The sequence below is a fragment of the Pontibacter oryzae genome (assembly GCF_003576375.1).
In the GTDB taxonomy this organism is placed as follows: Bacteria; Bacteroidota; Bacteroidia; order Cytophagales; family Hymenobacteraceae; genus Pontibacter; species Pontibacter oryzae.
On the sequence record NZ_QWGE01000002.1, the window covers coordinates 467,900 to 487,846 of the forward strand.

19 protein-coding genes are annotated in these 19,947 nt (G+C 48.1%); 11 read left to right on the plus strand and 8 right to left on the minus strand.

Going from position 1 to position 19,947, the window contains the following annotated elements; translation table 11 throughout:
- Positions 1 to 141 precede the first annotated feature (141 nt).
- From D1627_RS06800 to D1627_RS06820, 5 genes are all read left to right on the plus strand, one after another.
- Entirely contained in the window at positions 142 to 1,968 is a 1,827-nt protein-coding gene (locus tag D1627_RS06800; protein ID WP_119431476.1) for a M2 family metallopeptidase, read from the plus strand.
- Between the two features lie 174 nt (positions 1,969 to 2,142).
- Positions 2,143 to 2,805 (plus strand): SIR2 family NAD-dependent protein deacylase, encoded by a 663-nt coding sequence (locus tag D1627_RS06805; RefSeq protein ID WP_119431477.1) that lies wholly within the window; start codon positions 2,143 to 2,145, stop codon positions 2,803 to 2,805.
- Between the two features lie 198 nt (positions 2,806 to 3,003).
- Complete coding sequence (locus D1627_RS06810; RefSeq protein WP_119431478.1) at positions 3,004 to 5,286, plus strand: TonB-dependent receptor; 2,283 nt, start codon at positions 3,004 to 3,006, stop codon at positions 5,284 to 5,286.
- A 183-nt stretch (positions 5,287 to 5,469) separates the two neighbouring features.
- On the plus strand, positions 5,470 to 6,090 hold the full coding sequence (locus tag D1627_RS06815) for a trimeric intracellular cation channel family protein (protein ID WP_119431479.1): 621 nt from the start codon (positions 5,470 to 5,472) through the stop codon (positions 6,088 to 6,090).
- Between the two features lie 71 nt (positions 6,091 to 6,161).
- Complete coding sequence (locus D1627_RS06820) at positions 6,162 to 6,623, plus strand: DoxX family protein (protein ID WP_119431480.1); 462 nt, start codon at positions 6,162 to 6,164, stop codon at positions 6,621 to 6,623.
- Positions 6,624 to 6,645: 22 nt separating this feature from the next.
- Here D1627_RS06820 and D1627_RS06825 read toward each other — a convergent pair whose 3' ends face one another.
- Positions 6,646 to 6,951: a ferritin family protein gene (locus D1627_RS06825; RefSeq protein ID WP_119431838.1), complete on the minus strand. Its 306-nt coding sequence runs from the start codon at positions 6,949 to 6,951 to the stop codon at positions 6,646 to 6,648.
- Between the two features lie 87 nt (positions 6,952 to 7,038).
- Positions 7,039 to 7,623 carry a riboflavin synthase gene (locus D1627_RS06830; RefSeq protein WP_119431481.1) on the minus strand — a complete coding sequence of 195 codons (585 nt, stop codon included), beginning with the start codon at positions 7,621 to 7,623 and terminating at the stop codon, positions 7,039 to 7,041.
- A gap of 214 nt (positions 7,624 to 7,837) precedes the next feature.
- Here D1627_RS06830 and D1627_RS06835 point away from each other — a divergent pair, with 214 nt between their 5' ends.
- The 3 genes from D1627_RS06835 to D1627_RS06845 all read left to right on the plus strand — a co-directional run bounded on the left by D1627_RS06835 (position 7,838) and on the right by D1627_RS06845 (position 9,767).
- Positions 7,838 to 8,497 carry a protein-L-isoaspartate(D-aspartate) O-methyltransferase gene (locus D1627_RS06835; RefSeq protein WP_119431839.1) on the plus strand — a complete coding sequence of 220 codons (660 nt, stop codon included), beginning with the start codon at positions 7,838 to 7,840 and terminating at the stop codon, positions 8,495 to 8,497.
- Between the two features lie 100 nt (positions 8,498 to 8,597).
- Positions 8,598 to 9,137, plus strand: a complete 540-nt coding sequence (locus D1627_RS06840) for an acyl-CoA thioesterase (RefSeq protein ID WP_119431482.1) — start codon at positions 8,598 to 8,600, stop codon at positions 9,135 to 9,137.
- The gene (locus D1627_RS06845) at positions 9,138 to 9,767 is read left to right on the plus strand and encodes a hypothetical protein (RefSeq protein WP_119431483.1); all 630 of its coding nucleotides are present in this window, start codon (positions 9,138 to 9,140) and stop codon (positions 9,765 to 9,767) included.
- 77 nt (positions 9,768 to 9,844) lie between these two features.
- Here the strand turns inward: D1627_RS06845 and D1627_RS06850 are convergent, their stop codons facing one another.
- The 3 genes from D1627_RS06850 to alaS all read right to left on the minus strand — a co-directional run bounded on the left by D1627_RS06850 (position 9,845) and on the right by alaS (position 15,135).
- A complete protein-coding gene (locus D1627_RS06850) occupies positions 9,845 to 10,957 on the minus strand; it encodes a TlpA disulfide reductase family protein (protein ID WP_119431484.1) in 1,113 nt (370 codons plus the stop codon).
- Between the two features lie 9 nt (positions 10,958 to 10,966).
- Positions 10,967 to 12,424 (minus strand): Asp-tRNA(Asn)/Glu-tRNA(Gln) amidotransferase subunit GatB, encoded by a 1,458-nt coding sequence (gene gatB / locus D1627_RS06855; protein ID WP_119431485.1) that lies wholly within the window; start codon positions 12,422 to 12,424, stop codon positions 10,967 to 10,969.
- 74 nt (positions 12,425 to 12,498) lie between these two features.
- Positions 12,499 to 15,135 (minus strand): alanine--tRNA ligase, encoded by a 2,637-nt coding sequence (alaS, locus tag D1627_RS06860; RefSeq protein ID WP_119431486.1) that lies wholly within the window; start codon positions 15,133 to 15,135, stop codon positions 12,499 to 12,501.
- A gap of 199 nt (positions 15,136 to 15,334) precedes the next feature.
- On the opposite strand from alaS, the gene D1627_RS06865 reads away from it, so the two are divergent.
- Complete coding sequence (locus D1627_RS06865) at positions 15,335 to 15,682, plus strand: MerR family transcriptional regulator (protein WP_119431487.1); 348 nt, start codon at positions 15,335 to 15,337, stop codon at positions 15,680 to 15,682.
- A 23-nt stretch (positions 15,683 to 15,705) separates the two neighbouring features.
- Positions 15,706 to 16,821, plus strand: coding sequence for a DNA-processing protein DprA (gene dprA, locus D1627_RS06870; RefSeq protein ID WP_119431488.1), 1,116 nt, complete (start codon positions 15,706 to 15,708; stop codon positions 16,819 to 16,821).
- 7 nt (positions 16,822 to 16,828) lie between these two features.
- Here dprA and D1627_RS06875 read toward each other — a convergent pair whose 3' ends face one another.
- The 3 genes from D1627_RS06875 to D1627_RS06885 form a co-directional block, all read right to left on the minus strand.
- Entirely contained in the window at positions 16,829 to 17,758 is a 930-nt protein-coding gene (locus D1627_RS06875; protein ID WP_119431489.1) for a ketopantoate reductase family protein, read from the minus strand.
- Positions 17,759 to 17,769: 11 nt separating this feature from the next.
- Complete coding sequence (locus tag D1627_RS06880; RefSeq protein WP_233555538.1) at positions 17,770 to 18,771, minus strand: cation diffusion facilitator family transporter; 1,002 nt, start codon at positions 18,769 to 18,771, stop codon at positions 17,770 to 17,772.
- A 214-nt stretch (positions 18,772 to 18,985) separates the two neighbouring features.
- Positions 18,986 to 19,273, minus strand: a complete 288-nt coding sequence (locus tag D1627_RS06885; RefSeq protein WP_119431490.1) for a GIY-YIG nuclease family protein — start codon at positions 19,271 to 19,273, stop codon at positions 18,986 to 18,988.
- A gap of 245 nt (positions 19,274 to 19,518) precedes the next feature.
- Between D1627_RS06885 and D1627_RS06890 the strand changes: the two genes are divergently transcribed.
- Positions 19,519 to 19,947, plus strand: a complete 429-nt coding sequence (locus D1627_RS06890; RefSeq protein ID WP_119431491.1) for a hypothetical protein — start codon at positions 19,519 to 19,521, stop codon at positions 19,945 to 19,947.

The window sequence follows — 19,947 nt, forward strand, 5'->3', positions numbered from 1 at the left end:
AAGTTATCCTTACACGTACTATTACAAAAAGCACCCATTAAGGTGCTTTTTGCCGTTATATGATGCATGTTGTGGGTGCACGGCTCTTGCACCAGCTGGTCAATAATGTTATCTTAGTATATCATAACTTAAAAACAACCCATGAAAAAACTAATCTTCACAGGCCTGACAGCCGCAGTGCTTCTCTCTTCCTGCTCTACCCAAAGCATTACTAAGGAAGGCACTGCGTCAGTTGAAATGACGCAGGTCCAGCAGGAAGCGCAGGCTTTCCTGGATCAATACTCTAAAATCTACCAAGACCTTTATACTAAATCTGCGGAGGCCGAATGGGCTTCTAACACAAAGATTGTGGAGGGCGACTCAACGAATGCCGTGGCAACCCGAAAGGCTAACGAGGCTTTTGCCGCATTTACCGGTAGCGCCGAAAACATAGAAAAAGCCAAGGCCATGTTGGAGAAGAAGGACGAGCTAACACCGCTGCAAGTAAAGCAGTTTGAGGCCATACTTTATGCCGGTGCCAATAACCCTCAAATTATTCCGGATGTGGTGAAGGCCCGTATTAAAGCCGAGACCGAGCAGACAGAAAAACTTTATGGCTTTGATTACCGCATCTACGAAAAGTCAGTATCGACCAACGATATCGATAACACGCTCAAAAGCGAAACAAACCTAAAGAAGCGCCTGGATGCCTGGCAATCCAGCAAAGAGGTTGGACCAGGTCTAAAAGAAGGCTTACTTAACTTGCGCCAACTGCGCAACAAAACGGTGCAAAGCCTGGGCTACGACGATTACTTTACCTACCAAGCTTCGGACTATGGTATGTCGCGCGCCGAGATGATGGACCTGATGCAGCAGATTAACCAAGAGTTGCGGCCGCTTTACCGCGAGCTGCATACGTATGCTCGCTATGAGCTTGCCAAAAAATATGGCGTAAAACAAGTGCCCGACTACCTGCCGGCACACTGGCTGCCGAACCGCTGGGGCCAGGACTGGAGCGCGATGGTAGAAGTGGAAGGTATTGACCTGGACGGCGCCCTTAACCCTAAAGGTGCCGAGTGGCTGGTGAAACAAGGCGAGCGTTTTTATACAAGCCTTGGTTTTGCGAGTCTGCCTCAATCGTTCTACGACAAATCAAGTCTGTACCCGCTGCCGGCCAACGCCAATTATAAGAAAAACAACCATGCATCGGCCTGGCACATGGACCTGGATAAGGACGTGCGCAGCCTGATGAGTGTAGAGCCGAACTCGGAGTGGTACGAAACTACCCACCATGAGCTGGGGCATATCTACTACTACATGACTTATACTAACCCGGATGTGCCGGTGCTTTTACGCGGCGGTGCCAACCGGGCTTATCACGAAGCAATCGGCTCGCTGATGGGTTTGGCTGCCATGCAGAAACCGTTCCTGGCCGAGCTCAACCTCATCGATAAGAACACCCAAACCGATGATGTGCAAACGCTGCTGAAGGAAGCGCTTAATTATGTGGTGTTCATACCTTTTTCTTCTGGGGTGATGAGTGAATGGGAGCACGATTTCTACGCGAAAAACCTGCCTGCCGACCAACTAAACAAACGCTGGTGGGAGCTTAAAAAGCAATACCAGGGTATTGTGCCGCCATCAGATCGCGGTGAAAACTACCTCGATGCAGCCACCAAAACGCATATTAACGATGATGCAGCGCAATATTACGATTATGCCATGAGCTACGTGATCCTGTTCCAGCTGCACGATCATATCGCTAAGAATATCCTGAAGCAAGACCCGCACGCCACTAACTACTATGGTAGCAAAGAGGTCGGTAACTTCCTGCGCGATATCATGTATCCCGGAGCATCAGCTGACTGGCGCCAAATGCTGAAAGACAAAACCGGCGAAGAACTGAGCGCACGCGCCATGGTTGCCTACTTCCAGCCGCTAATGGAATACCTGAAAGAGCAGAATAAAGGCCGTAAGTATACATTGTAAGTTTGTACTTTAAAGTATAAACTGTTCGTCGGCCGCAGCATGCATATGTTGCGGCCGACTTTTTTACTATGGCTACCTTGTATCGGACCTACTTTTATTTGCGTTTAGAAAATAGGCCGCGCAGCAAGCTTAGCAAGCATAATCATTGATAAACAAGATCTTCGACTACAGACTATGAAAAAGAGATTAGTGGTGTTAACCGGAGCTGGAATTAGTGCAGAGAGTGGCATTGCAACCTTCCGCGATGCCAACGGGCTTTGGGAAAGCCATGACGTAATGGATGTGGCTTCGCCGCAAGGCTGGCGTAAAAACCCCGAACTAGTGCTGGACTTCTATAATCAAAGGCGAAAAAACGCACACAAAGCCCAGCCAAACCAAGGCCATAAAGCACTGGCCGAGCTCGAAGCAGATTTTGATGTGCGCATTATCACCCAAAACGTGGATGATTTGCACGAACGCGCCGGAAGCTCCAACGTGGTGCACCTGCATGGCAAACTGTTCGAGAGCCGCAGCACCCTGGACCCCAATCTTGTCTACACCATGCAAGACTGGCAGCTAAACGTAGGCGACAAATGTGAGCGCGGTTCGCAGCTGCGCCCCAATATTGTGTGGTTCGGGGAGCCCGTACCCATGATGGAGCTGGCCATGCAGGAAACAATGCAGGCTGATATTTTTATGGTGGTAGGCACATCCCTGGTCGTATACCCCGCTGCAGGCCTCGTTGATCTTGTAGATGCAGATGTGCCTATCTTCCTGGTGGACCCTAACCTGCCGCTCATTCGGCAGCGGCAAAACCTTTATAAATATGAAGCGAAAGCAAGTATAGGCTTGCCGTAAGTAGCTCACAAACTCAGGCAGGATTTCTTATAAATTATGAAAGTGTTGAAAGCCCGTGCAGCCTTCCTGCGCGGGCTTTTTTTATTGCCCTGCAACAAATGCACATCAATAAAATTTTTATTTATATAATTTGTGTTTTAGACTAATCTAAATTTATAATTTTGCGTAACAAATATCTGAAATAGAAACACCTAAAGTATGAAGTATAAGTTACTGCTAGTTTTTACATGTTTGATTATTAACGTTTTACCGGTTCACGCTCAGTACGCTACTGTAAGTGGAAGTATAAAATCCGGTACCGAGGCTATACCCTTTGCGACGGTGTTACTAAAAAATACTTCCTGGGGTAGCCCGACTGATGATCTCGGAAATTTTGAATTGGCCAAAGTTAAACCAGGCAAGTATGATTTGCTGGTAACCGCGCTTGGTTACAAACCAATTGTTCGGAAGGTTGAGCTTTACCCGGACTCAGTAGTGGTACTGCACCTGAAGCTATTAAGCGCTACCTCCTCGCTGAATGAGGTGGTAGTAACCGGCACTCGCACCCAACGGCGCAGACTCGAAAGTCCGGTTGCTGTGAATGTGCTAGATAGCCGTACGTTCAACATTACCCAATCCAACACGCTTTCCGAAGGGCTTTGCTTTCAGCCCGGGCTGCGCATGGAAACCGACTGCCAAACCTGCAACTACTCACAGCTGCGCATGAATGGCTTAGGCGGAGCTTACTCGCAGGTGCTAGTAAACAGCCGGCCGATTTTTAATTCCTTGATGAGCTTGTATGGATTGGAGCAGATACCGGCCAATATGATTGAGCGCGTGGAAGTTGTGCGAGGTGGTGGCTCCGTGCTTTATGGTTCCAGTGCCATCGCCGGCACGGTAAATATCATTACAAAGGAGCCTGATGCAAGTACTTTCAGTATCTCATCAAACACCTCCCTGATTGATGGGAAAGCCCTGGATAACTTTGTAAATGCCAACGTGAATACGGTGAACGAGGAGCGCACGGCTGGGGTGTCTTTCTTTGCCTCGCACCGCGACAAAGAGGCCTACGATGCCAATAGCGACGGTTTTTCTGAGCTTGCCGAGCTCAAGAATAACTCCTTCGGCTTCAATTCATTCTTCAGGCCAACCGAGCAGGATAAGGTTGATATTAACGGCTGGAGCATTTACGAGGAGCGCAAAGGCGGAACCCGACTGGATGAACCTGCCGATCGTGCCGACCAATCGGAGTACAGGCTGCACAACATTTTGGTGGGCGGTTTTAACTGGGATCACGCTTTGCAGAAGCCTAATGCATCGTACAGCGTTTACGCCTCTGCTCAAAACACCAAGCGTACGCACTATACCGGTATCGACCAGTCTGATGGCTGGGGAAAAACGAAGAATCACAGCGTGCAGGGCGGCTTCCAGTTTAACTATACTTCACCCCTTTTTCTGGGAGGCAAAAACACGTTTACAACGGGTGCAGAACATCAGTATGATTATACGTTTGATGAGATTCCGGCATACACTTACCTGATCGATCAGCGGACGAACCTGACCGGGGTTTTCCTGCAAAGCGATTGGGAAGTAACTCCTGACCTGACTATACTTTCCGGCGTACGCGCTAATAAACATAATAACGTAGACCAGATCATACTTACCCCGCGCCTAAGCGCCTTGTATAAGCTAGGGAACACTACACAAATCCGGGCTTCGTTTGCGCAAGGTTTCAAAGCGCCTCAAGCCTTTGAAACCGACATGCATATTGCCTTTGCGGGAGGCGGCATCTCGCTGGTCAACATCGACCCTAACCTGAAAGAAGAAACCTCGGATAGCTACAACCTTTCAGTAGACTACAACAAGGCCAGTGAGCACATGATCTATGGGTTTACCCTGGATGGCTTCTACACGCGCCTGCACGATGCCTTCGTACTTGAAGAAATCGGTACAGACGCCCAGGGCAACCAGCAATTGTTGCGCAAAAACGGGAGCAACTCCACTGTGAAAGGTATAACAGTTGAAGGCCGACTGAACTATGACCAGAAAGCTCAAATCGAAACAGGCATCACGTTCCAGCAGTCTACGTATGATGCGCCAGTGGCGTGGTCGTCGGAGGTGGCAGGAACACGCAATTACCTACGCACACCAAATACTTACGGCTACTATGTGCTCACGCTATGGCCAGAGAGCAAATTTACTGCATCTATATCGGGTGTTCTCACAGGGCCTATGCAGGTTCCACATTTTGGAGGTGCACCGGGTGTAACCGAGGACGAGATTTTTACTTCCCCTACTTTTGTGGAGAATAATATTCGCCTGGCTTATCGCTTTACAATCAAAGGTATAAACCAGGATTTGCAGCTTAGCACAGGCATACAGAACGTTTTTAACGCGTATCAAACCGATTTTGACCAGGGCAAGTACCGCGATAGCAACTATGTTTATGGTCCGGCACGCCCGCGCACCGTCTTCTTTGGCCTGAAATTTGGTTTGCAATAATTATTATTTTTATGTTGATAGATTGCTGAGGAAGGGCTATGGCACATGCTGTAGCCTTTCCTATTTTTGACGATCTTGGAAAGATACCAAGCTGCATTCCAGCGAAGTATAAATAGAAATCAACGAAACAGGTTTTCTTCTGAAAAGTAATGAGCTTAACTTGCCGTTTAACAAAAGACATGTGTGAGTATACAGTATATTTTAGAATTGATCGGGACGGTGGTTTTTGCCATGTCGGGGGCGTTGGCCGTAAGCGAGAAAGATAAGGACCAGGATTGGTTTGGCGCAGGTTTTACCGGCTTTGTTACCGCAATCGGCGGCGGTAGCCTGCGCGATATTATGCTTGGGAGTTACCCGTTGGTGTGGATACAGGATACAACCTTGCTGTATGTAATAATCGCTGCTATAATATGTAGTGGTTTATTTTATAAATGGCTCCTTAATTTGCGCCGTACCTTCCTGCTCTTCGATACGCTAGGTATTTCTATATTTACGATTGTGGGCATGGAAAAAGCCTTAAGCCTGGGAGCCAGCCCCGAAATAGCTGCCATTATGGGAATGTTCTCGGCGGTGATGGGCGGCGTGATCCGGGATATTCTAACCAACGAGGTTCCTGTGCTTTTCCGGCAGGAGATTTATGCAAGTGCCTGTCTGCTGGGGGCCTCTTTTTATCTCGGCCTAGAGTACCTAGAGGTAGAACGGAATACAAATTTCATACTTTCAGTTTTTCTGATCATTGGTATCCGCCTTCTGGCTGTGCGCTACAACCTAAGCCTGCCTAAGTTCAACCGTTTCAGGGAGTAAGGTTCTTCTGCCTGTATGTTTAGCACCTTTTTCCGGGGCAGCAAGTATACTATAAGTATACTTTGTAGGACATGACCTTAAAAGATAGAATCCTTTTAACCGGAGATACCTGGAGCCTGACAGTCGTGCGGTTTTTTTTGGGCCTAATAATCTTACCGCATGGTGCTCAAAAGCTTCTCGGCTGGTTTGGCGGCCATGGCGCAGCAGCTTTTTTGCAGTTTTTTGAAAGCGTTTCGTCCTTGCCGGGCTGGCTTGGCTGGCTGGTTATAATCATTGAGTTTATAGGCAGCCTCTGCCTTATACTTGGCTTCTGGACCCGCGTATGGGCACTGAGCTTTATCGGCCTGTTCGTCGGGATCATACTTACAGTGCACATCCCGAATGGTTTTTTTATGAATTGGGGCGGCAACCAGGCCGGTGAGGGTTTTGAGTACCACTTGCTAGTTATAGGTATGGCCTGGGCTTTAGTAATTGGTGGTGCCGGCCGCTTGAGCATCGACCAGACCATGGCCTCTGAGGAGCGCAAGTTTTAAGCGTGAAAATAGCGGTAAAACCTTAGTCCTCCGCCTCCTCTCCTTTTTCAACAATATCGCCTTCCGAAAATAGTATGATCTTCATCATCTCGCGCCATTTTGGCTTCTGGCGCAACAAAAACTCCAGGTCCATGCCAAAGTGTTTAAACTCTTCGTTCTGAGCATTCTGCATAATGGCTTTGGCTTGTTCGTTCTTTTCCACTGAGATGCGTTGCTCATACCAGCTGATGGCTTCGGCCTCCTCAATCACGGAAGTTATCATGCGGGCAAAAGTCCGTGTTTCTTCGGATAGTTCGTGCGCTGGTTCGTGATATTGATCTGTTGGCATAGGCTCATAAGTTGGTTTGTAAACACTACCTATGCTAACGTTGCCAGCATCCCGGAGGTTAATTCTTTCAGGCACTTAACAGCGCGCTTACTTTCCTAGCAAACGGGCCACATACTTGCCAATAATGTCAAACTCAAGGTTTACCGTGTCGCCGGGCTTTACCTGGTGCAGGTTGGTGTGCTCATAGGTAAATGGTATAATGGCCACGGAAAAGCGATCTACCTCCGAGTTGAAAACAGTAAGACTGATGCCGTTCACGCAGATGGAACCCTTCTCTACCGTCACGTTTCCATGACTGGCGTCATAACGAAACGTAAACACCCAGCTACCTTGTTCGTCGGTTACGCTTTCGCAGACAGCCGTTTGGTCTACGTGGCCCTGCACCACGTGCCCATCAAAACGGCCATTTGCTAGCATGCATCTTTCCAGGTTTACTACCTCACCCACTTTCAGGCTGTTTAGGTTGGTTTTTTTTAGGGTTTCGTCGATGGCGGTAACCGTGTAGGTGTCTTCGTTTATACTTACCACTGTCAGGCAAACACCGTTGTGGGCCACGCTTTGGTCAATTTTAAGCTCTTGCGTAAAAGGTGCCGTCAGCGTGAAGTGCTTGTTTGTATTATCTTCCCGTATATTGGTTATATGGCCCAAAGCCTCTACTATTCCTGTAAACATCTGTTATAAAATTAATGCCGGATAGTGCCGGCGCCAATGCAATATTTAAAGTGTTCCAAAGTTAACAGCTTTGGCCATCTTATGTTGCCGCTGCCAAATTTATGCATGTAAAGTATAAAATTAGGCGTTTTTTTGAATCGAGATGCTTATTTTCGCAAACGTAGGCCTCAATTGGCTATCTAGCCACTTTATCGAAACTTATCAAACATTAGAAATGCAGACAGATTCGTACAGACACAAGGGCATGCGCCGGGCATTGGTTAAACTCCTGCGTGATAAGGGCATCCGCGATGAGCGCGTGCTGGCGGCCATGGAAACTGTACCGCGTCATTATTTCTTTGATAAGGCATTTCTAGAACAGGCATATCAGGATAAAGCTTTCCCCATTGGTGAGGGCCAGACTATTTCCCAACCATACACTGTTGCTTTCCAATCAGAACTTTTGCAACTCAGGGCCACAGACAAAGTACTCGAGATCGGGACAGGTTCCGGCTACCAATGTACCGTTCTGCTGCATCTCACGCCCCATGTGTATACCATAGAGTATAACCGGCCATTATTCGAGAAAGCACGCCTTTTCTTCCGGAAACATGGGCTCTCGCCGCATACGTTCCATGGAGATGGCTCACAGGGTTTGCCGGCTCATGCTCCCTATGATAAAATAATCGTGACAGCCGGCGCGCCAGTGGTTCCAAAGGAGTTGCTGCGGCAGTTAAGCATTGGAGGCATACTGGTTATACCGGTGGGTGATGAACAGACCCAAAAGATGCTGCGGATAACTCGGGTCGCAGAGAGCGAGTTTACAAAGGAGGAGTTTAACGACTTTAAGTTTGTGCCTTTACTGGGCCGTTCCGGTTGGGATAACCTTGGCTAAAGAGGCGCAGATACACCTCGCATAACCGAGCTTACGCAAACATTATTTCATCATTTGCGGGCATAAGCGTATCTTTGCATCAAAATTATTGCCTACATCAATGCGTAAACAAAAAAAAGTACAAGACTCCTACGTCATTATGACGGAGCTAGTGTTGCCAAACGACACCAACACCCTGCACAACTTAATGGGCGGCAGAATGATGCACTGGATGGATATTGTGTCAGCTATTGCCGCTCAAAAACACTCCAACCGTATCGTGGTAACGGCTTCCGTGGATAATGTTTCTTTCTCTGAGAGTATAAAATTGGGTAACGTAGTTACGCTGGAGGCTAAAGTAACGCGTGCCTTCAACTCTTCCATGGAAGTGCATATCGTAGTGTATGCAGAGGACATTCCGAGTGGCAAGAAAATGATGTCGAACCAGGCATTCTTTACCTTTGTGGCTGTAGACCAATTGGGCAACCCGATTGATGTGCCGGAGGCTGTGCCTGAAACTGAGGAAGAAGTTCGATTATACGATGGAGCCTTGCGCCGCCGTCAGTTGCGCCTAGTACTTGCCGGCCGCATGAAGCCAAGCGAAGCGAATGAGCTGCGCTCTATTTTCGATATCAAAGAAGACGCTGAAGGAGAAGTATAAATGGCTAACTTACAGGCAGATTTAAGCAATGAGTTTCTGAAGAGCTTTATGCCCGAAACCATTTATCTGGTGGAGGATGACCTGTCTCTTCCTGCTCCTGCCCTGCCTGACTCAGAAGCCGCTACTGCTCAGCATCATGTCGTTGCTAAAAAGGTAGATACTGAAGTTAAATTTACTTCAAAAGTAGCACCTACCGCATTGCCTAAGATACCACAGATAGAAGCTGCCCCAGTGCAACAGCAGAAGTATAGAATTATCGGTCAGAACCATAAGGGCATAGCCGTGCTGGTTACGCTGCCTGATGCTGATTTTATGCAGTTGCCGCAGCTAGGTTTTCTTCAGAAAATTCTAGGGGCAATTGGCCTAAAGGCGGATGATGTGGCCTATGTGAATAACATCTCGGGTGAGCTTGCACAGTTTAAAGACCTGCAGCAGGCTTTAGAGGTAAAGTATATTATCAGTTTTGCCAGCCGCGTGAAAACTGATCTGCCTCACGATAAATTCACATTATACAATCCGGTTACCGTTGGCGATGTTCCCATTGTCTTCTCGCATGCCCTGGCTATGCTTGAGAATAACGTGGAATACAAAAAGCAACTCTGGGGAGCTTTGCAGCGTGTTTTCCTGTAAGTGCTCAGTACAATAAGTATAAAAAGAGAAGGCCAGCTACATGTAGCTGGCCTTCTCTTTTTATACTTTGCCTGGCTTTAATTAAGTAAGCTGGCAAGTTTCTTTTCTAGTTCCTCTCCGCGTAAACCCTTGGCGATTATCTTTCCCTCTGGGTCGAGTAAAACGGTTTGCGGAATGGCGCTTACGTTGTAGAGTTGGGCTGCGCTGCTTTCCCACCCTTTCAGGTCAGAAACGTGCGGCCACTGCAATCCATCTTTTTCGATTGCGCCAAGCCACTTGTCCCTCGACTGATCCAGGGAAACACCGAAAATTTCGAAGCCCTTCCCTTTATATTTGTTGTACATCTTTACAACATTCGGGTTTTCCTCACGGCACGGACGACACCAGCTGGCCCAGAAATCTACCAGTACATACTTGCCTCTTAATGACGAAAGCGATTTAGATTCGCCGCCGGGCGTTGGCAAGCTAATATCTGGCGCCAATTGCCCAATAGCCGTGCTGCGGTAAGGCTTTAGCCTTTCGTTGAGCATGGCAGTATACTTTGAGTTTGGCAAATGCTCATTAAATAAAGTTGCCATACTATCGGCAAAGGCAAAATCGTTAACCGGGTCAATCAGGCTGGACGTGCCGAATGCGGACACCACAGATTTAGGATGCTTTGCCAGCAAAGATTTAACCTGCTGTTGCATTGCAAGGTATTGCTCCCTGATTTTTTCCATTTCGGCTTCGTTGCCTTGCTGCTGTGCCTGCGCAAATGCCTGCTCCATGGCAACCTGCTTTTGGCGGTTCTCATTAACTAGCTGGTTCAGTTCCTGAAATAATTTGGAGTCTTCGGAGCCTTCGATCTTTGCAGTGCCATTAATATCTTGCGCATCAGCTTCAATTTCGATCTTGCCTTCTGCTACAACCAGCATCAAGCCGTTTTGCTGATCCAGGGTGATACGGTAAAAGGTTGGTTCCTCCACATTTCCCGTAAAGGCGAAGGTTCCATCCTTTCCTATCTCGGCTGTATCGCGGGGTACAAAGTTTTGCTCCCCTAGCTCAAACAGAAAAACCTGGCCTGAAGAAGCATTATTCAGTTTACCCTGAATGGTATAGCTGTCTTCGCCGTTGGTAGCGGATTTATTGCCTTGGCAGCTTGCAAATAGTGCGGCAGCCGAAGCCACCGCCAGTATGTTTTTTAACTTCATAGGATAGAATTAAGCGTTCAGCTTCTCGCGCAGCAACTGGTTTGTCGCCTTCGGATCGGCTTTGCCTTTCGTTTTCTTCATGATCTCACCCATAAACATCCCGATCAGGGATTGCTTACCGGCTTTGTATTCTTCCACTTTTGCCGGGTTATCGGCCAACACCTGCTCCACAATGGCTGTGAGCTCATCGGCATTTGTTTCCTGCAGCAGGTTTTGCTCTTCCGCCACGCGCTGCGCCGTCATGTCCGGGTGCTCTAGCATGTATGGAAACACCTGCTTGGCGGCCACAGAGTGGCTAACTTTATTCTCATCTACTAAAGCAATCAGCTGCGCAATTTGTTCCGGCTTCAGCGGGAAATCCTTGATGTGCAGCTGCAGCTCGTTTAAGTATGATTTTACAGGGCCCATCACCCAGTTTGAGGCAGCTTTATAGTTTTGAGTGTGCTTTGCCAGCTCCTCAAAGTATAAAGCGATCTCCTTTGCATCAGTCAATACGTTAGCATCATACTCTGGCAAGCCAAGCTCCTTTACAAAACGGTTGTATAACTCTTGCGGCAAACTAGGCATCGCCTCCTTCACGGCGTTCAGCCACTCCTGCTCAATAATCAATGGCGGCAGGTCCGGCTCCGGGAAGTAACGGTAATCGTTCAGGGTTTCCTTGGAGCGCATGGCTGTTGTTGAGCCCGTATTGGCATCAAAGTTTCTGGTTTCGCCGTCTACTTTACCACCATTCTCCAGCACCATAATCTGGCGCTCAATCTCGTGCTCGATGGCGCGCTGCACGTTACGGAAGGAGTTCATGTTCTTAACCTCCACCTTGGTTCCCCAAAGCGTAGAGTCCTTCAGCATCACGGAAATGTTGGCATCGCAACGTAGCGAGCCTTCTTCCATGTTCCCGTCGCAGATATCCAGGTAACGCACCAGGCGCTTAATCTCGATGAGGTAGTTATAAGCTTCCTCCGAATCGCGGATATCCGGCTCCGAAACGATCTCAATCAGTGGCACGCCTGCACGGTTAAAGTCAACAAGCGTTTCAACCTCGCCTGGCAAGTGCATGGATTTACCGGCATCCTCCTCCATATGGATTCTTGTAATACCTATCTTTTTCTCCTCGCCGGCAGCATCTTTTATCAAAAGGTGGCCCTGGGTACAGATTGGTGTTTTATCCTGTGTGATCTGGTAACCCTTCGGAAGGTCAGGGTAGAAATAGTTTTTGCGGGCATACACGTTATACTTTGTGATGTCGCAGTTAGTAGCCAAGCCCATTTTAACAGCCATTTCCACTACGCGCTTGTTTACGCGGGGCAGCGTGCCTGGCAGCGCCAGCGTAATCTCGCTCAGGTTGGTGTTAGGCAGCATGCCATACTCCGTAGAGTCTGAAGAGTAGGCTTTGCTGTTGGTGAGCAACTGGGCGTGCACCTCTAAACCTATAATGGCCTGATACTTATCTCTTATTGCTTTATCCATTGCTTTAATAAGTGATGCAGCTTAATCCACAGGTAAGTATAGCTTGCGGATTAAGCTGCACGAGCATTTAATGATTATCCGTTAATAATAGACTGAACAAGTTCCTGTGCCTTAGCCGGCACGGCTTCGAGGCCTGCTACATCTTTGCCGCCTGCTGTGGCATAAAACGGCTGGCCACCGCCGCCGCCTTTTATTTCCTTGGCAAGTTCGCGCACCATCTGGCTAGCGTTCATACCTTTATCCTGCACCAGGTTATCCGATAGCATTACAGCAATCTGCGGTTTTCCGTCAATCTCGGCGGCAAGTATGAGTACCAGGTTTTCTACCACCTGACGCATATCAAAGGCCAGTTTTTTCAGGTAATCGGCTGAGCTTAGGTTAACGCGCTCGGCAATCAGCTTTACTTCGCCAATGGTCTGGGCTTTGTCTGCCAGGGTATCCTTTAGTGTGCCCAGTTGCTTGAGCTCAAACTGCTCCAGTTGCTTTTGAAGTGCTTTCAGGTCCTCCTGCATTTTTTGCACGGCACCCGATATATTGCTTTGCGTATTTAGCACCTCGCGCACCGCGTTCAGTTCGTTTAGCTGCTGCTGCATGTATTCTTCCGCGCCAGTGGCTGTTACAGCCTCAATGCGGCGCACACCTGCTGCCACAGAGCTCTCCCCGATAATCTTGAAATATCCGATGTTGCCGGTGTTGTGCACATGGGTTCCACCGCAAAGCTCTACAGAATACTCGCTGCCGAAAGTGATCACGCGAACAAAGTCGCCATACTTTTCACCGAAAAGGGCCATGGCGCCTAGCTCCTTGGCTTCATCGATCGGTACATTGCGTCGCTCATCCAATGGAATGGCCTGGCGCACGCGCTCGTTCACGATGTGCTCAATCTGGCGCAACTCAGCATCCTCTACCTTTGCAAAGTGCGAAAAGTCAAAGCGCAGTACTTTCTCGCTCACCAGGGAGCCGCGCTGTTGCACGTGGTCGCCGAGAACGGTGCGCAGGGCAGCATGAAGCAGGTGCGTGGCCGAGTGATTTTTTCTGATCAGGTTGCGGCGTTCGGCATCAATCTCAGCGCTGAAGCCAGCCTCCAGGTTTTGCGGCAACTTAGCGGTGATGTGAAGTATTAGGTCGTTCTCCTTTTTGGTATCCAACACCTCCACGCGCTCATCTCCAGACACTAAGTATCCTATATCCCCTACCTGTCCACCGCTTTCGGCGTAGAAAGGCGTTCGATCAAGTACAAGGTGGTATTCGCTTTTATTCTTGGCCTTTACCTGGCGGTAACGAACTATGTGTGCATCGCTGGTGTCGCAGTCATAGCCGATAAACTCGTTCACAACGTCGGGCTGAAGTATGACCCAGTCGCTTTGCTCGGTGGCAGAAGCATTACGTGAGCGGTTTTTCTGCTGCTCCATTTCTTTGGCAAAGCCTGACTCATCAACCTTCAGGCCTTTTTCACGGGCAATCAGGGCAGTTAGGTCCAGCGGGAAGCCAAAGGTGTCGTATAGCTCAAAAGCCGTTTTCCCATCGATGGTGTTTTGCTGCTGCTTAAAGGTATCCTCCAGTGCATCGAGGCGCTTAAGGCCATTCTCCAGTGTACGCAAGAAAGCATTTTCCTCCTCCTCAATAACGCGCTGCACAAACCCAAGCTGCTGCTTCAGCTCCGGGAATACGTGTGCTGTCTGCTCGGCCAGTACTTCAGTGAGCTTATACAGGAATGGTTTTTTAAAATCAAGGAAGGTAAAGCCGTAACGCACCGCGCGGCGCAGAATACGACGGATCACGTAACCGGCCTTGTTGTTGGATGGCAGCTGACCATCGGCAATTGTGAAGGAAATGGCACGTATGTGGTCGGCTATAACGCGGATGGCGATGTCTTTTTTCTCATCGTCGCCATAAGTTACGCCGGCTTCTTTTGCGATGTACTGGATTAGCGGCTGGAATACGTCGGTGTCGTAGTTAGAGCGCTTGCCTTGGATGGCCATGCACAAACGCTCGAAGCCCATACCTGTATCTACGTGCTGTGCAGGCAGTTTTACCAGCCTGCCATCAGCCAGGCGGTTAAACTCCATGAACACGTTGTTCCAGATCTCCACAACCTGTGGGTGGTCGTTGTTTACCAGGTCCTTGCCGTTTACGGCAGCGCGTTCTTCATCGGCACGCAAATCAATGTGTATCTCAGTGCACGGTCCGCAAGGGCCGGTATCGCCCATCTCCCAGAAATTATCCTTCTTAGACCCCATCAGGATGCGGTCCTCAGCGATCATAGTCTTCCAGATATCGTATGCTTCCTGGTCTTTTACCAGGTTTTCAGAAGGGTCTCCCTCAAACACAGAAACATAAAGCCTGTCCTTTGGCAGTTGGTATACTTCCGTAAGCAGCTCCCAGGCCCACTCTAAGGCTTCTTTCTTAAAGTAATCGCCAAAAGACCAGTTGCCCAGCATCTCAAACATGGTATGGTGGTAAGTGTCGTAGCCTACTTCCTCCAGGTCGTTATGCTTTCCGCTTACGCGCAGGCACTTCTGCGTATCTGCAATGCGCTTGTTAGGCGCAGGTTTGTTGCCCAGGAAATAATCTTTAAAGGGAGCCATACCTGCATTAATGAACATGAGGGTGGGGTCATCCTTTACCACAATAGGGGCAGAAGACACAATCTGGTGCTGTTTGGAAGCGAAGAAGTCCAGGAACTTTTGTCTAATTTCAGCTGAATTCATGTATGAGTGTTAAGCCTTTAGATACTTAGTGCTATACTTGTTGTTTAAGAGAGAAAAATATCTAATTTTTGCCAATCGGAACAGGATTATATAACCTGATACCGCAAGCACATTATAAGCAAAAGTAGCATATTTAGCCGTAATCAGGAACATTTGGCTGAAAATTACACGGCTTTAGCTTTTTAATCACAAGAAACTTATGCCTTACAAGGAAAAAGATATAGAAAAACAATATTACACCATTGGCGAAGTAGCTGGTATGTTTCAAGTAGCCCCTTCGTTGATTCGTTTTTGGGAGACTGAATTTGAGCAGCTTAGGCCGAAAAAAAATAAAAAAGGTAACCGCCAGTATACACCTAAGGATATTGAAACCCTACGCACCGTTTACCACTTGGTTAAAGAGCGCGGCTATACTATTCAGGGCGCCAAAGACGTGATGCGCAACAAGCCTGTGCAGGCCAAAGACAAGATGGAAATCATAGAGTCTTTGGCGAAAGTGCGTACTTTTTTGCAGGGCATTAAGGATCAACTGAATACCAAAGTATAAATCCTGCGTACGTTCTTAACCATATGGTTGATGAGCAGAATATTTATGAAGCAGCCCTCACGAGGTTGCCGGGGGTTGGCGCACAGCTAACACGCCAGCTGGTGAGCTATTGCGGCTCACCCAAAGCTGTTTTCCAGGCTCCACCCGGTAAGCTGTTAAAAATTCCGGGGGTCGGCCCGAAACTGGTTAAAAGTATAGCCGAACACGCACGAACTGCTTTGGTACAAGCTGAGGAGTGCGTTAAACGCGCGACGGAGGAAGGCGTGCAACTGCTATTTTATACATCGCCCAAGTATCCGGACAGGCTAAAACAAGTGCCTGATGCCCCAACGATGCTTTACTACCGTGGCAATGCCAATCTAAACCAGCGTAGGATTGTAAGTATGGTGGGCACGCGCCAGATTTCAGCTTACGGCCAAACAGTTACCGAGCGCATTGTGGAAGAACTAAAGGCTTATAATGTGATGATCGTGAGTGGGCTGGCCTATGGCGTGGATGTAGTAGCGCACCGTGCGGCCCTGCAGGCCGGCCTGCCAACCATAGGCGTAATGGCCAGTGGGCCCGACATAGTATACCCTGCCGTGCACCGCAAGTATGCCGAGCGCATGCTGACGCAGGGCGGCTTACTGACTGAGAATACGTTCGGCACCAAGCCCGACGCCCCGCGTTTCCCGGCGCGCAACCGTATTATAGCCGGCATGAGCGACTGCACCATTGTAGTGGAAGCAGCCATGAAAAGCGGCACCCTGATCACCGCCGATATCGCCCACAGCTACGACAAAGAAGTTATGGCCGTTCCGGGCAACATCACCTCCCCTGTTTCCGAGGGCACAAATTACCTGATCAAGTCATTGAAAGCTGTGGCCTATACTTCGGTGCAGGATCTGGTGGAGTTACTGAACTGGGACCTGGAGGATGAAGCAGCCGCTAAAACTACAGTTGCCGCCTTTAACCCCGCAGATTATAGTGAGGACGAGCTAAAGGTGTTGAGCGTACTGAAACAGACCCGCGAAGAACACATAGATAATCTGAGCTGGAAAGCCCAGTTGCCTGTAAGCCTCTTAGCATCGGTGCTTTTAGGGCTGGAGTTTAAAGGAATTATTAAAGCAATGCCCGGCAAGCGGTTTCAGTTAATTTAGAAGAAGGTTACTGCTGCTTCAGCCCTTTATAAATTTCTTGGTAAAGCGGTACATCCACGCTAAACGTTGCTGCTTCTCTAACGATATAGCCCGTTAACGTTTCCACTTCAGACTGCTTTCCGGCAACCACGTCGCGCTGCATTGAAGAGGTTGCCGTTGGCGGGAGTTTATCTACTATGGCCAAATTTCGCTGCACAATATCTGCCGGCAATTCTAATCCTTTCGCTTTTGCCAGGCTTGCCAGCTCCTCTATCAGTTGCGCCAATTGCGCTTTCAGTTTAGGGTCATTGGTTATGTCCCCCATCGATTTATGAGTAAATGAAGTTAACGAGCCTACTGGTGAAATAAATGAGAACTTTTCCCATACTTTCTCAGCTACTTCCTTAGCGTAAAACTCATGGTTAATGCCTGCTTCTGTAAAAAGCCAATCCAGCTTCTGGCGAGTGGTTTCTGAAAGCTCTGGCTTACCCCAGATAAGCCGGTTATACTTGCCCTGCACCTGCACTATACCTGCCGCTTTTATACTCGAGATAATGTATACGCAGCCCCAAAGCGTAGTGGTACCCGAGAAACGCTCGTGCAAATAATCCATGCCGTCAATTCCATTAAGCAATGGCAAGAGCACCGTGCTAGGTGCAATGTTTGCTGCCAGTTGTTCTGCTACTTGCTCCAGGCTGTAGCTCTTCACACAGAATAGTACTAGGTCCAGTGGGCCAAGTTGCTCTGATCGGTCAGTGATCGTATTAGGATGCGCGGTGAAAGATTCATTGCCCATCTCGATTTTTAATCCATGCTCGAGCATGGCAGCCTTATGCTCGCCGCGGGCTATAAAAATAACCTCATGCGACTCATCGGCAGCGAAGCGCTGCGCCAACTTTCCGCCATAATATCCTCCAACTCCACCAATACCAACAACCGCAATTCTATACTTTTCCATACCTTAGATTTTTAGTACGTGCCGTGCTTTCGGTCTGCTATAACTTTGTCGAAATCCCATTCTACCCTTGCCATAAAAGCTTGCCTTCTCACCTCGCAATCAGTTTTGGTGCAGATGGCGCACGAAGGAGCAATACAAGGGTCGGTGTGAATGAACAGCTCTATACTTGGGTCTATCTTTTCACGGATAACCATGGCCACTGCCTCGACCTCATCATGCGCTTCCAGCACGTTCAAGTACCAAGGCACAGTCAGGTGGCAATCAATATGCAATGTGGAGCCATATTTTATTACCCGGAGATTGTGTATGTCTATCCAGTTTTCATGACGATTTTCGTTTAGTACATTCACAATACGCTTTAAAAGCTCATAATCAGCTTCATCCATAATACCTGCAATGGAGCTGCGCAAAATGCGGTAACCTGTAATCCCGATCATCAAACCAAATAGTATGGCTACTACGCTGTCCAACCAAATCTGGTCTGTTAGGTAAATAAGCACCAGCCCAATTAGAATGCCTGCTGTGGAGTAAGCATCGGTTTGCAGGTGCTTACCACCAGCCTCCAACACCATGGAGTTGCTTTGCTTGCCGCGCCTCTCCGTAAGGAAACCCACAACAAAATTGATAACTCCGGAAGCAGCGATAAGAAGCATACCTATGTCCAGCTTTTGCAAGGGCACCGGCTCTATCAGATTAAAAACCGACTTGAACATAATAGCGCCACCCGCAACAATAATGAGTGAGCCCTCTAGGGTGGCGGCCACGAATTCTATTTTCCCGTGGCCATACGGATGGTTCTCGTCTCGTGGCCTAGCCGACAGCACCAAACTATACAGTGAAAATGCTCCAGCTACAACGTTTATGATAGACTCCAGGGCATCGGTAAGAATGGCATTGGAATTGGTAAGTATAAACGCAGTGAATTTACCGGCAAGTAGTAGCACACCGACCAGCACCACAAACAGCTGAAGCCGAATGTTCTCACTCAGGTTGTTTAGTTTATTCTTGATCAAAGAGATTTCTTTTTTTGACAGCTGGCTTTTGAGGCTTCAATTGAGCTGTTGTAATGGCCCAATTATACAAAGGTAAGTAAACTGTCAGCAATTTCTAAGGTTGTATGGTGTTATGATAGTGCTGCACCGACCACTTTGCTCACGTCCAGACTTTTAACTATAAAAGGCCGAAGCATACGTTGCTTCGACCTTTTATAGCTATCAATTATCTCTTTTAATCGTCTAGCGTATCGCTAAGGTCCAACCAGTTCGGGTTCATTGACTCTATCAAGCTAAAGGTGGAATCCATTGAGCCGCCCTTTATCTGTCTTTCCCTATTCAAGGCTTCCTCCTGTGCTTTGTAGTGTTCATAATACACAAGCTTTGGCTGTTCCCCATGGGTTTGAGTGGTTGTATTAAAAGGTCGGTTTTGGCGCAGGTTATCTGCAATACCTATTTCAACATCGTCCCCGTGCTGGTTACCATAGATATACACAAAGTAATGCGGGTCTTTTGCTTGCATAATAATAGCTTCTTTAGGCTAATATACGCTATACTTGTCACTCCGTTGCGGCTGTGTAAGTATATCAAACTGCAACCATTGTATAAGAATTACCAAGTATATAGCATAGTTATATTTTAAAACAGTAATATGATTATATTGCAAAATAGCATAAGCAAACAATTGAAAGCCAAGGCATATTAACGCCAATTTTGACTCCGTAACGTACGCATTAATGAAAACAAACACCCTTTAACCCTAAGTATATGATGTATACTTTTAAAAAAGACTTTGCCACTGTTGCAGTGGACAAGAAGAATAGCCTGATCGTACTGAAATGGCTCCGCCAGCCAACTGAGGAAGAGTTTAAAGCGACCTTTGCAGCAAGCCTTGAAACAGCCCAAAACTACAACTTACGCAGGTACCTTTCCATCAACACGCTTGGGATTAACATCGACCTTTCCGGGCAGCGGTGGGTTGCAACACTTGGGGCCGAAACAATGCAGCATCTAAGTCTGGAGCGCTATGCCCGCGTATTGCCCCGTGATGCTATACAGGAGATCATCTCGCACAAAATTTACGAGAACCTACAACGTTTGCTGCCCAACACTATGCAGTTCAGTGTATTTTATGAAGAGGAAGCCGCTATGAGATGGCTGTTACAAAGCGAGAAAAAGTATAGTAAGAAGCGATGA